9 protein-coding genes and 3 tRNA genes are annotated in these 11,964 nt (G+C 58.4%); 7 read left to right on the top strand and 5 right to left on the bottom strand.

The window, feature by feature from the left end:
- The first annotated feature begins 63 nt into the window (after window positions 1-63).
- The 3 genes from ACTG2B_RS13445 to ACTG2B_RS13435 all read left to right on the top strand — a co-directional run bounded on the left by ACTG2B_RS13445 (window position 64) and on the right by ACTG2B_RS13435 (window position 376).
- Window positions 64-139: transfer RNA gene (locus tag ACTG2B_RS13445), tRNA-Gly, on the top strand.
- A 35-nt stretch (window positions 140-174) separates the two neighbouring features.
- Window positions 175-248: transfer RNA gene (locus ACTG2B_RS13440), tRNA-Cys, on the top strand.
- 41 nt (window positions 249-289) lie between these two features.
- Window positions 290-376, top strand: a tRNA-Leu gene (locus ACTG2B_RS13435).
- Between the two features lie 275 nt (window positions 377-651).
- Here the strand turns inward: ACTG2B_RS13435 and ACTG2B_RS13430 are convergent.
- Window positions 652-1,722: a permease gene (locus ACTG2B_RS13430; RefSeq protein WP_439996071.1), complete on the bottom strand. Its 1,071-nt coding sequence runs from the start codon at window positions 1,720-1,722 to the stop codon at window positions 652-654.
- Between the two features lie 106 nt (window positions 1,723-1,828).
- On the opposite strand from ACTG2B_RS13430, the gene ACTG2B_RS13425 reads away from it, so the two are divergent.
- Window positions 1,829-2,155 carry an ArsR/SmtB family transcription factor gene (locus ACTG2B_RS13425; RefSeq protein ID WP_439996069.1) on the top strand — a complete coding sequence of 109 codons (327 nt, stop codon included), beginning with the start codon at window positions 1,829-1,831 and terminating at the stop codon, window positions 2,153-2,155.
- 88 nt (window positions 2,156-2,243) lie between these two features.
- On the opposite strand, the gene ACTG2B_RS13420 is transcribed toward ACTG2B_RS13425, so the two are convergent.
- A complete protein-coding gene (locus ACTG2B_RS13420) occupies window positions 2,244-3,626 on the bottom strand; it encodes an amino acid permease (protein WP_416244377.1) in 1,383 nt (460 codons plus the stop codon).
- Between the two features lie 346 nt (window positions 3,627-3,972).
- Between ACTG2B_RS13420 and ACTG2B_RS13415 the strand changes: the two genes are divergently transcribed.
- Window positions 3,973-4,308, top strand: coding sequence for a hypothetical protein (locus tag ACTG2B_RS13415; RefSeq protein ID WP_317115244.1), 336 nt, complete (start codon window positions 3,973-3,975; stop codon window positions 4,306-4,308).
- 239 nt (window positions 4,309-4,547) lie between these two features.
- On the opposite strand, the gene ppsR is transcribed toward ACTG2B_RS13415, so the two are convergent.
- Window positions 4,548-5,360, bottom strand: coding sequence for a posphoenolpyruvate synthetase regulatory kinase/phosphorylase PpsR (gene ppsR / locus ACTG2B_RS13410; protein ID WP_005333888.1), 813 nt, complete (start codon window positions 5,358-5,360; stop codon window positions 4,548-4,550).
- A 347-nt stretch (window positions 5,361-5,707) separates the two neighbouring features.
- Between ppsR and ppsA the strand changes: the two genes are divergently transcribed.
- The gene (gene ppsA / locus ACTG2B_RS13405; RefSeq protein ID WP_439996066.1) at window positions 5,708-8,092 is read left to right on the top strand and encodes a phosphoenolpyruvate synthase; all 2,385 of its coding nucleotides are present in this window, start codon (window positions 5,708-5,710) and stop codon (window positions 8,090-8,092) included.
- A gap of 69 nt (window positions 8,093-8,161) precedes the next feature.
- Here ppsA and ACTG2B_RS13400 read toward each other — a convergent pair whose 3' ends face one another.
- Window positions 8,162-8,620: a serine protease chaperone gene (locus ACTG2B_RS13400; protein WP_139435572.1), complete on the bottom strand. Its 459-nt coding sequence runs from the start codon at window positions 8,618-8,620 to the stop codon at window positions 8,162-8,164.
- Between the two features lie 18 nt (window positions 8,621-8,638).
- Window positions 8,639-10,513, bottom strand: a complete 1,875-nt coding sequence (gene asp, locus ACTG2B_RS13395) for a serine protease Asp (RefSeq protein ID WP_439996064.1) — start codon at window positions 10,511-10,513, stop codon at window positions 8,639-8,641.
- A gap of 602 nt (window positions 10,514-11,115) precedes the next feature.
- On the opposite strand from asp, the gene ACTG2B_RS13390 reads away from it, so the two are divergent.
- Complete coding sequence (locus tag ACTG2B_RS13390; protein WP_050552791.1) at window positions 11,116-11,901, top strand: MetQ/NlpA family ABC transporter substrate-binding protein; 786 nt, start codon at window positions 11,116-11,118, stop codon at window positions 11,899-11,901.
- The last annotated feature ends 63 nt before the right edge of the window (window positions 11,902-11,964 follow it).

Genomic DNA, 11,964 nt, shown 5'->3' with positions numbered 1-11,964 from the left:
GTTGACTGGGCGAGGAACATCGCTAGAATGCGTCCTCGTAGTCAGGCAGTCAGCCAGACCAATGCGGGAATAGCTCAGTTGGTAGAGCACGACCTTGCCAAGGTCGGGGTCGCGAGTTCGAGTCTCGTTTCCCGCTCCAAATTCAGACAATAGAGAGCCAACTCTCTTTTGCATGGCGCGTTAGCAAAGCGGTTATGCAGCGGATTGCAAATCCGTTTAGTCCGGTTCGACTCCGGAACGTGCCTCCATATTGACAAGCCCGCCACGCGAGCTTGATACCGATTGCGGTGCCCGAGTGGTGAAATCGGTAGACACAAGGGATTTAAAATCCCTCGACGTTCGCGTCGTGCCGGTTCGATTCCGGCCTCGGGCACCATTAAAATCAAAGAGTTACGAAAGGCCACTAGAAATAGTGGCCTTTTTATTTTTCTTCAGTATCCACATTTGATCCACACAGATTTATTCCGGCAGCTCTGCCAGTTTCACTTCGAGTTGCAGGCGGTTGGTGTAGCCCTTAATTGTGAGGTCGACCACTGAGATGAGGAGCAGATCAAAGGAACGCCGATCAGTTGATCGGCGTTTTGTCTATGGGAAGCCTGAAGGTTTCACACTCAGCTGGCTTCACACCCTGTCTGTTTAATGATGGGCGACTTAAAACAGCAGTTGCGTCAGGTAGCCCATCAGGATCGCCATGCCGAGGATCACGGTAAGGAAGGCCGCAATCATCGGGGTTCTGAACATGGATTTGAGCAGGATCACCTCGGTCAGACTGGCACCGGCACTGCCGATGATCAGCGCCATGACGGCGCCCATTCCCATCCCTTTGCCCAGCAGTACCGACGCCAGCGGGATCACGGCCTCGGCACGGATGTAGAGCGGGATCCCGACGATGGCGCTGAAGGGGATGGCCAGCGGGTTGTCGGCACCAGCATGGGCGGCGATCCACTCGGCCGGAATAAAACCGTAAATAAACGAGCCGATGAGCACCCCTAGCAGCAGGAAGGGCAATACCGCTTTGAACTGCTGCCAGGCATCGAGGCATGCTTTGACCCAGGCGGTGGGGAGCTGTGGCGCACGAGTCAGGGTTGCCGTGCCATCGCCGCAGCAGGAGAGGGTGGCCTGTTCTGCCATCTCTGGTTGCGGTGCCGGGCAGCACGCTGCCCCGTTGAGGGGTTTGATTGCACGAATGGCGCTGCGTTGGTTGTCACTGCAATGTGCTTGAGTGGTGGCGCGGGTCGCCGGGCCACAGCCGCTACCGCAAGAGGGGGTGGCCTCTTTGGGGTCGATGACATGGCGCTCGAACCCGAGCCTGTCGAGCAGCATGCTCGCCATGATGGAGACGCTGGCAGCGATCACGGCGTAGAGCAGGGTCACTTTCCAGCCAAAGGTGGCCCACATCAAGCCGACGATGATGGGGTTCAGCAGTGGCGAGATAAACAGAAAGGTGAGGGTGGGGCCAAAGCCAGCCTTGGCCGAGAGCAGCCCTCTCAGCATGGGGATGGTGGAACAACTGCAAAAGGGGGTGACGGCGCCGAGCAGGGCAGAGAGCAGATAGCCCTTGCCGTGGCGGGCCCCCAGCATCCGCTGGATCTTCTCGTCGGGGATCTTCTGGCGGATCAGGCTGACCCCGGCGCTAATGACCAGAAACAGCACCGACAGCTCGACAGCCAGAAACAGGAACATCTGGGCTGCATCGGTCAGCATGGTTAACCACTCATTCATTGTCGTATCCTCACCTGGTTTCTATGTTTCCAAAATAATCGAAATGAATGGCCGGTCAAGATATTTCTGGTATTATCGAAATATCAAATTTGTGGAGGGCGCAGAGATGCAACTGGAAGAGGTCGCCAAGGCATTGAAAGAGCTGGGTCATCCGACCCGGCTGTTTATCTTCAAGCATCTGGTCAAGGCAGGAGAGCAGGGGCTGCCGGTGGGTGAGCTGCAAAAGCAGCTGGCGATCCCCGCTTCCACCCTCAGCCACCATATCGCGGCGCTGGTCTCGGTGGGGCTGGTGAAGCAAAACCGGGAGAGTCGCACCCTGCTTTGCGTCTCTCAATACGCGGTGCTGGAGGAGATCATCGCCTTTTTCCGCGACGAATGTTGCGTCAGCAGCCCGGAGCATCGGCAAGATCAAAGGCAAGCGCTGCCTTCCTGAGGGCTACGGCTGCTAGTAGTGCTGCGCGCAATAAAAAAACGCCGATCATGTGATCGGCGTTTTGCATTGTTTTTCTCAGCTGCGGGTATTAACCCAGATTGGCTGCAACCTTGCTTTGGGCCTGTCCCTTGCGCTTGATGACAAAGCCGATACCCAGCACGACCAGCCATGCCGGGATCAGTTCGACCGAGATGCGGAAATCGGGGGTCATATACATGATCACCAGGATGCCAGCCATGAACGCGAGGCAGAGATAGTTGCCGAAGGGATACCAGAACGCCTTGAACTTGGGCTGCACGCCTTCTGCGACCTTGGCCTTGCGGAACTTGAGGTGCGCGAGGCTGATCATCGCCCAGTTGATCACCAGTGCGGAGACCACCAGCGCCATCAGCAGGCCGAACGCCTTGCCCGGCATCAGGTAGTTGATCAGCACGCAGAGCAGGGTGGCGATGGCCGAGACCGAGAGGGCAACCAGCGGCACGCCGCTCTTGTTGGTTTTGAGCAGGGCTTTCGGGCCGTTGCCCTGTTTGGCCAGACCGAACAGCATCCGGCTGTTGCAGTAGACGCAGCTGTTGTAGACCGACAGTGCCGCCGTCAGTACCACGATGTTGAGTACGGTGGCGACCAGATTGCTGTCCAGAGCGTGGAAAATCATCACGAATGGGCTGCCGCCGTCCACCACTTTACCCCAGGGATAGAGGGACATCAGGATAGCCAGGGCGCCGATGTAGAAGATGAGGATACGGTATATCACCTGATTGGTGGCCTTGGGAATGCTCTTCTCGGGATTGTCCGCTTCGGCGGCGGTAATACCGACCAGCTCCAGACCGCCAAAGGAGAACATGATCACCGCCATCGCCATCACCAGACCGCTGATGCCGTTGGGGAAGAAGCCCCCTTGTGCCCACAGGTTGGTGACGCTCGCCTCGGGTCCGCCGGCACCGGAGAGGAGCAGATAGCCGCCAAAGCCAATCATGCCGATGATGGCGACCACCTTGATGATGGCGAACCAGAACTCCATCTCGCCAAACGCTTTGACGTTGGAGAGGTTGATGGCGTTGATCAGCACGAAGAAGAAGGCTGCCGACATCCAGGTCGGGATCTCGGGCCACCAGTACTGGACATAGATGCCCACCGCGGTCAGCTCGGCCATGCTCACCAGCACGTAGAGCACCCAGTAGTTCCAGCCGGACGCAAAACCGGCAAACTCACCCCAGTATTTGTAGGCAAAGTGGCTGAATGAACCGGCTACCGGCTCTTCCACCACCATTTCACCGAGCTGGCGCATGATCAGGAAGGCGATAAAGCCGCCGATGGCATAACCCAGCAGGACTGAGGGGCCTGCCATCTTGATGGTTTGGGCAATGCCCAGAAAGAGGCCGGTGCCGATGGCGCCGCCCAAAGCAATCAACTGAATGTGGCGGTTTTTAAGGCCGCGCTTCAGCTCCTCACCGTCTTGTTTCAAATCCATGGGTCTGTCCTTACGTCTCTGTTGTCTCTGGTCGGTGTTGGGCTCATCCTGAGCAGGCCGCAGTGCGTAGCCAAAACCTGACGAAAGTTGTATTTATTTCGTTACGCTATGCCATTTTCAATTTTTAGTGTTGGCTGGCAACCGAAGCAGAATAGTGATAATCCGCCATGAATGCACCTATTTTCCATCTCTAATGGCCGTGTTTTGTACCAAAGGCAGCTTTTTCATGATCTGAAGAGGCTTCTTGGTAGTTTCTGGTTGATGTTTGTGCAATCGAATTCTGTTTTATTGACATTTTGTCTTGTTGGTGCTCTTTGTGGTGCCAAGCCACAAATGGATGCAAATGATGCCAAACAAGCGAGAGTACAGGGAAGAGTGCAGGGAGTTGGAGTACAGAGAGCGCGAAAGCGTGCTGCAACAAGGGGTTGCCCGGGGTGTGCTGGTGGCGCTCTGGTTAGGGATTGCCGCCAGTCCGCTGTTGTTGCTGGTGGCCGCGATTATGTTGCTGGGTTGGCTGTTACTCGGTGATCAGGAGTTGCTGCACTACTGGCAGTCGCTGTTGCTGGTGGGTGGGGTAACGGGGGCGCTCGTTGGCGGCTGGCTGGCGGAGCGGGTTCGCCTGCGCCACGGTTTGCTGGCCTTCTATGCCCGGTTGATGAACAACCCTGAGCTCAATCGTTAGTTAACGCTGGCTGTTTGCCGAGCGCAGCAGAACGGAATCGAATAGCGGCTAACTGGCAGCGGGTGACAAGGGCACAACGGCAAGGTCGACAAGAAGAGGGATAAGCATTTGTTGTGCTTATCCCTTTTTTATCCACGCTTTTCACTGTCATCTATGTGAATTGCAGTTCGCCACAGCTGACTTTCGCCGCGACACTGTAATTTTTATCTTTTGTTGATGCCGATAGCTGTCAAGTTGGCTTAACAGAGCTGGCGGCGCAGACCGGTTGCCTCGAGGACCTTGGCGCTGATCTCCTCCACCGAGTGGGAGCTGGTATCCAGGAAGCGGATCGCCTCCTGGCGAAACAGTCGCTCCACGCAGGCCAGCTCCTGCTCGCACTGTTCGATGGAGGAGTAGCGGCTGTTGGCGCGGCGCTGGTTGCGGATCTCGTGCAGCCGCTGCGGCGCTATGGTGAGGCCAAACAGCTTGTGACGGTTGGCCTTGAGGGGGGCGGGCAGCTCCAGCATCCCCATGTCCTGCTCGATAAAGGGGTAGTTGGCGGCGCGAATGCCGAACTGCAGCGCCAGATAGAGGCTGGTGGGGGTCTTGCCGCAGCGGGAGACCCCGATCAGGATGATGTCCGCCTCATCGTACTCCCTGGTGGTGATGCCATCATCGTTGGCCAGTGCGAAGTTGACCGCCTCGATGCGATCGTCATAGAGCTTGCGGTTCTCCATACCGTGGGTGCGGTGGAGGCGGGGCTCGGCTTTTACCCCCAGCTCCTGCTCCAGCGGGCTGACGAAAGTGTTGAGAAAGTCGTGGCCGCACGCCTCCGATTTGAGTACCTCTTCCCGTACCAGCGGGTCGACGATGGTGTGAAACAGAATGGGGCGTACCCCGGTCTGGCGAAACTGCTCGTCGATCCGCATCCGCACCTGACGCGCTTTCTCCAGTGTCTCCACAAAGGGGATAGTGATCTGCTCGAAGGCCAGCGGAAACTGGCTCAGTACTGCGTGGCCGAACACTTCGGCGGTGATGGCGGTGCCGTCTGAAACATAAAATACGGTGTGCACGTAGGGCTCCTGTGATACCGCGGGTGGGGTCGCATGGGGTAAGGGGTGAGAAGTATCTCCCGAAACCATACCAGTTTTGTCAACCGGTCTGCTGTGCCCAAGTTGTGAAGTGGCTTGCAAACCTGAATCGTTATCTTTTTGTGTCGCCATTGTAGAATGTTCCGGTCATTCGACCATCCCCAACTCTTGCTCGGGGATTTTTTTGAAAATCAGTAGAAAACGTTTTCATTGTCGTTGGCAACAAAAGAAACAGACAATAACGCACCTGACTTACCCATAACCTCATCGATTAAATCGGGCGCACGAGGTGCTATGGCATCGGTGCCCACCAACCTGGAGACATCCAAGTGCAACAGTACGTGCTCTGGTACGAACAACTCGGAATGCAGGACGTAGAACGAGTTGGCGGCAAAAACGCATCCCTTGGCGAGATGATCAGCAACCTCTCTGGCGCTGGTGTATCCGTGCCGGGGGGCTTTGCCACCACCGCCTTTGCGTTTAACGAGTTTCTGGAGTCAAGCGGCCTCAACGGCAAGATCCATCATCTGCTCGACAATCTGGACGTGGACGATATCGCCGCCCTCAACCGGGCCGGTCAGCAGATCCGTGACTGGGTGATCGACGCCCCGTTCCAGCCCGAGCTGGAGCAGGCGATCCGGGTTGCCTATGAAAAGTTGAGTGCAGGCTTGGGTGATGGCATGAGTGCCTCGTTTGCGGTGCGTTCCTCCGCCACTGCCGAGGATATGCCGGACGCCTCCTTTGCCGGTCAGCAGGAGACCTTCCTCAACGTACGTGGCATCGATGCCGTCATGACGGCGGTCAAGCATGTGTTTGCCTCCCTGTTCAACGATCGCGCCATCTCCTATCGGGTGCATCAGGGCTATGACCACAAGGGCGTTGCCCTCTCGGCCGGGGTGCAGCGGATGGTGCGCTCGGATCTCGCCGCCTCCGGCGTCATGTTTACTCTGGATACCGAGTCCGGCTTCAACGACGTGGTCTTTATCACCGGGGCCCATGGTCTTGGCGAGATGGTGGTGCAAGGGGCGGTCAACCCGGACGAGTTCTATGTGCACAAGCCGACCCTCAAGGGGGGGCGCCCGGCGGTGGTGCGCAAGACCCTCGGCTCCAAGCTTATCAAGATGACCTATTCGGACGATGCCGGTCACGGCCGCCAGGTGAAGATTGTCGACACCAATGAGGCCGAGCGCAGCCGCTTCTGCATCACAGATGCGGAGGTGATGGCGCTGGCGAAACAGGCCCTCATCATCGAGCAGCACTATGGCCGCCCGATGGATATCGAGTGGGCCAAGGATGGTCAGGATGGCCAACTCTACATAGTGCAGGCCCGCCCGGAAACCGTGCGCAGCCGCCAGGAGGCCAACACCCTCGAGCGTTTTGCCCTCAAGCAAGCGGGCAAGGTGCTGATCGAGGGGCGGGCCATCGGTCACAAGATTGGCGCGGGCCCGGCGCGGGTCATCTCCTCCATCAGCCAGATGGACGAAGTGCAGCCCGGCGACGTGCTGGTGACCGACATGACCGACCCGGACTGGGAGCCCATCATGAAGCGGGCCTCCGCCATCGTCACCAACCGGGGAGGCCGCACCTGTCACGCCGCCATTATCGCTCGCGAGCTGGGCATTCCGGCGGTGGTCGGCTGTGGCAACGCCACCGACCATATTCAGCCGGGCCAGCGGATCACCGTCTCCTGTGCGGAAGGGGATACCGGTTTTATCTATGACGGCGAGCTGGACTTCGATGTGGCGGTGACCGAGGTGGGCAATATGCCGCGCCTGCCCATCAAGATCATGATGAACGTCGGCAACCCGGACCGCGCTTTCGACTTTGCCCAGTTGCCCAATGCAGGGGTTGGGCTGGCGCGCCTTGAATTCATCATCAACCGGATGATCGGCGTGCACCCCAAGGCCTTGCTGGAGTTTGACCAGCAAACCCCAGAGCTGCAGGCCACCATCGGCAAGATGATCGCCGGTTACGACAGCCCGCGGGAGTTCTATGTGGCCAAGCTGACCGAGGGGATCGCCACTCTGGGGGCCGCCTTCTGGCCGGAGCGGGTGATCGTGCGGATGTCGGACTTCAAGTCCAACGAGTACGCCAATCTGGTGGGCGGTCGTGGCTACGAACCCCACGAGGAGAACCCGATGATCGGTTTTCGTGGCGCATCCCGCTACATCGCCGACAGCTTCCGACCCTGTTTTGCCCTCGAGTGTGAGGCGATCAAGCGGGTGCGCGATGTGATGGGGTTGACCAACGTCGAGGTGATGATCCCCTTCGTGCGCACCGTGGGCGAGGCGGAGCAGGTGATCGACATCCTGGCCGAGAACGGTCTGCGCCGCGGCGAGCGGGGGCTCAAGGTGATCATGATGTGCGAGATCCCAAGCAACGCCCTATTGGCAGACAAGTTCCTCGAGCACGTGGATGGCTTCTCCATCGGCTCCAATGACATGACCCAGCTCACTCTTGGGCTGGATCGGGACTCGGGGCTGATTGCCCATCTGTTCGACGAGCGTAACGAGGCGGTCAAGGCGCTGCTGGCGATGGCGATCCAGGCTGCGCGCAAGGCGGGCAAGTACGTGGGGATCTGCGGTCAGGGCCCATCTGATCATCCGGACTTCGCCGCCTGGCTGGTGGAGCAGGGGATCGATTCGGTGTCTCTCAACCCCGATACCGTGGTCGATACCTGGCTCTATCTGGCGGAGCAGCATGGTGCCAAGTAAGCCACTATCAAAATGAGCAGTACAGAAAGGGGGCCATAATGGCCCCCTTTGTTATTTGTGTGTCGCGACCTATTTCGGCTGCTGTTCGGCCCCCGACAGCTCGATCTGCACATTCACCCCTTCGCTCTTGAGCTTGGTGGCGATGGCGTTGAGATCGGTGCCCGGTTTGGCCTCCAGCAGGGCGATACCACCACTGCTCTGTTTGAAGTTCAGGCTGTGGCGAGTCGCCAGCGCCTTGGCGCTGGCATCGTCAGCTTCCACCAGCAGGGTGCCGCTTACAGTCAGCTCCGGGCTGGCGGCCCCTTGCATCAACACGTCACCGCGGCGCAGGGTCTGTTGCGGGACCTTGCTGTCAAGGCTGCGGGCGACCCGCTTCTTGCTGCCGTTGTCAGGAATGAGGTAGGTCTGGCCGTTCACCTCTATGGTGCTGTACTGCTTGCCATCCATGGTGACGGACTCCTGGGCGCAGAGCTGTCCCGAGAGGGGGGCCAGCAGGGTTGCCAGAAGCAAGGTAACAGGTTTGTTCATGGTAATACTCCTAGCGTGTTAGCTGCGGTTGGCATCGTGACCCAGGACCCGCAGGGACCATGAGATCAGCTTGCCCGGTTGGCGATTGTTGCGCTCGGTCAGGGTGGTACGCTCACGGGTCTCGCGATTGAGCAGAGAGACCTGACGGGTACCGTTGGCAACATCGGTTACTTCCAGTCGCCACTGGCCTTCGGCCGATTCACCGTAAAACTTGTTGGATAGCATCCGCATGTCACGCAATCCCTTGGTTCGTACAAAGCCCAGCTGCTGCTGGTCGAGAGATTGGCCGACCAGGCTGTTGAAGGGGCTCAGCAGGATGCTGCGGGTGCCGGCGGGGGAGACCAGTTCGATCAGCAGATCGGGCAGACGCTGATGATCCAGACTCACCATCACCTGAACCGCTTCTACCGTCAATGGTGTCGCGATGCGGGTGGTGGAACGGGTAGGGCTGTTGCCCACATCCGCAATGGCGGCGGCACTGCCGGTGACATTGATCTTCTGCCATGGCAGCTGTACCAGCGGGGGCAGGGGCTGGTGATTGGCTGCCAGCTCAAGGGCCTTGTTGACGTCGATCAGACCGAAACCGTAAGTCGGGCTGAACCACATGCCGGCGGCATTGCGCTCCCAACCTTCCAGTCCTTTCACGTCGCGCACCTTGCCGGTGCTGCTGGTGTAGCTGACCATCACGGGCTGATGTTTGGCATCGACCCGGGTTGCGCTGCGCGCCAGCAGATCCCGCAGGTCACGTACCGACAGATCCGGGTAGGCGGACATCAGCAGCGCCATGGCGCCGGAGGTGCTGGGGGTGGCGGAGGAGGTGCCGTTCATCACGCCGTTGTAGTCGCAGCTGGCATCCAGTTGCGGGTTGCCGTGCAGCCGGTTGGTGCTGGGATCGTCGGTGCGGTTGTAACCCATGTCGCAGCCGGGCAGATCCGTGGTCACCATCGCCGGAGAGTCGGTACCGTATTCGCCGCCGGTCGCGCTCAGGAAGATGTTGCTACCGACGCTGGAGTAGGAGGATCTGACGCCATCGGCGTTGAGCGCGCTCACCACCAAGTTCCAGAAGTTGCTGTTGGAGGGATCAAGGTTGCTGTTTTCAAACGGCAATTTGGGACCATTGCCGGTGCGGTTAAGCACATAGCCGCCCGCCGCTATCTTGTTGAAGCCGTTGCCGGCGGCCTTGATATAGGCCGCGCCCTGCACCTTGAGGGTCTGCTGTTCAAACAGACGATCAAGTTGGGATTGATCCAGAGAGTTGGCAGAGCGGGGATCCACCACACTCATGCCGTAGCTCTGGTTGAACACCCGGTTGTTGCGGCTGGCATCGCTGTCGCCAAGGGCGTAGAGCCAATCTTTCTGCAACTGCTGGCTGTTGTCATCCAGCAGGTTGAACCCCTGCAGCTGGGCTCGCGGGGCAATTCCCTTGGTCCCGATGGCGTTGTCTACCGCCGCAATAATACCGGAGACCGAGGTGCCGTGGGCCGTATCCGGATCGGTCGGTGTCGGGTCATCGCTGCCGGTTACCACGTTTTTCGAACCCGGACGCACGTTCTCCGCCAGATCCGGGTGGGTGATGGCCAGACCATCATCCACCACGGCCACATTGACTCCCTGGCCCAGCACGCCGGTGCGATGAGCCCACCAGAGGTTGAGATCATTGCCCGCTATGCCGCCACGGCCGCTGAATCCATCCTGGCCGCTGTTGAGCAGATACCACTGCTGATCCTGCAGGGGATTGGCACCTGGCAGGCAGCGCTCGGTGCTGCTGCGTCCGATATCCATGCCGCTCTCCTTGCCGGTGAGCGGCGCACAACCTTCATTTGCCTGAACGAGCGCACTGGGCAGGGTCGACAGCAGTGCTGTGATCGCCAGTGCTAACGATGTTTGCTTCATTATTTTTTTAACTCCATCTTGGATCGCACCATCCTGAGTGCGACGGAAATCTATACACGGGTGGTAGGGGTTCAAAAAGAGCCATTTTCAAAAAACGCAATGAGGTTCAAAGAAATCTGATCTGGTTTATGGTAGGTATTCCAATGGCGCTGATTATGTGTTTTATTGAGAATGGTTCTCACCGCTCGCTACTGATCTTTTTATCTGTAATTCACTCCTCTCGCGACTCTCCTTCGCCGCAGCCATCTCGATTCGGGGCAATCCCGAGGGGAGCTCGTGCGCTCTTGAACGTGAGTGGCATGGTTGTGTGTGCCAATGTGATACAGCTATGCATTCGGGGGTGACAGCAAGGGTGATGAGGTGGAACTAGCCGTTTATTGCTTGGCGGCGGTGGATGGCTCTGTTATGGTAGCCAAAATAGCCGTTTGGATGGCTAGATTGCTGCGGTTTGAGGGGGAGAATCTCTGAGATCCACCCCGCCGCAGTCCCATAGCTTGATGCGTACCTGACAGGGAGTCCCTATGCCGTTTCGTTCCTTCTTATCTTCTCCTTTGACTGCTTCCTTGCGCGCCACTGCTGGCGCCAGCACCTTTATTGCCGCGATGGCGGTCGGGAGCCTCTCTTTTTCCGCGGTTGCCGCCGATGCGTCCTTGCCGACCAAACAGGAGATCGTGATTGGTACCACTGTGGGGGATTTTGCCGACATGGTGACCGACTCCATCAAGCCGCAGCTGGAGGCCAAGGGGTACAAGGTCAAGCTGGTGGAGTTCACCGACTATGTGACTCCCAATATTGCTCTGGCTGACGGATCACTGGATGTGAACTGCTTCCAGCACAAACCTTATCTGGAGAGTTTTGCCAAAGATCGCGGCTTGTCGCTGGCGCCCATTACCCAGGTGCCAACCGGTCCGATGGGACTCTATTCCGGCAAGTTGGCAGCACTCGACAAGGTGAAAGAGGGGAGCACGGTGGCCATCCCCAACGATCCCACCAATCAGGCGCGGGCGTTGTTGATGCTGCAGGATCTTGGTTGGCTGACCCTCAAGGAGGGGATAAACCCGCTAAAAGCGAGCGAGTTTGATGTGGTGAACAATCCGCACAATCTCAAGCTGGTGTTGCTGGAGGCAGCACAACTGCCCCGCTCGCGCGAGGATGTGGACTTCTCGGTGATCAACGGTAATTTTGCTGCCTCCAGCGGTATCCCGTTCAGTGAAGGACTGTTTCTGGAGCGCAGCTACGATTTTATCAACTGGGTGGTGGTGAAAAGCGCAGATGCGGATCAGCCGTTTGCCAAAGATGTGGCGGCGGCCTACAACTCGGCGGCTTTCAAAGCCTATGCAGCCAAGCGTTTCGTCGGCTACAAGTACCCGCAAGGGTGGGGTGGCTAACAGTCTTGAACGTGGCCCGGCTATACAACGAAAAACGCCCCGAATTCGGGGCGTTTTTTATGG

This window comes from Aeromonas sp. 30P, assembly GCF_051919805.1.
GTDB lineage: Bacteria > Pseudomonadota > Gammaproteobacteria > Enterobacterales > Aeromonadaceae > Aeromonas > Aeromonas veronii.
Note: the sequence above shows the minus strand (reverse complement) of the source record. Positions and strands in the feature narration are given on the sequence as shown.

What these genes read in the sequence shown, in the direction of transcription:
- ACTG2B_RS13430 (WP_439996071.1), bottom strand. Translation starts at nt 1,722, where the DNA reads ATGAATGAGTGGTTAACCATGCTGACCGATGCAGCCCAGATGTTCCTG.
- ACTG2B_RS13400 (WP_139435572.1), bottom strand. Translation starts at nt 8,620, where the DNA reads ATGAACAAACCTGTTACCTTGCTTCTGGCAACCCTGCTGGCCCCCCTC.
- ACTG2B_RS13425 (WP_439996069.1), top strand. Translation starts at nt 1,829, where the DNA reads ATGCAACTGGAAGAGGTCGCCAAGGCATTGAAAGAGCTGGGTCATCCG.
- ACTG2B_RS13415 (WP_317115244.1), top strand. Translation starts at nt 3,973, where the DNA reads ATGCCAAACAAGCGAGAGTACAGGGAAGAGTGCAGGGAGTTGGAGTAC.
- ACTG2B_RS13420 (WP_416244377.1), bottom strand. Translation starts at nt 3,626, where the DNA reads ATGGATTTGAAACAAGACGGTGAGGAGCTGAAGCGCGGCCTTAAAAAC.
- asp (WP_439996064.1), bottom strand. Translation starts at nt 10,513, where the DNA reads ATGAAGCAAACATCGTTAGCACTGGCGATCACAGCACTGCTGTCGACC.
- ACTG2B_RS13390 (WP_050552791.1), top strand. Translation starts at nt 11,116, where the DNA reads ATGGCGGTCGGGAGCCTCTCTTTTTCCGCGGTTGCCGCCGATGCGTCC.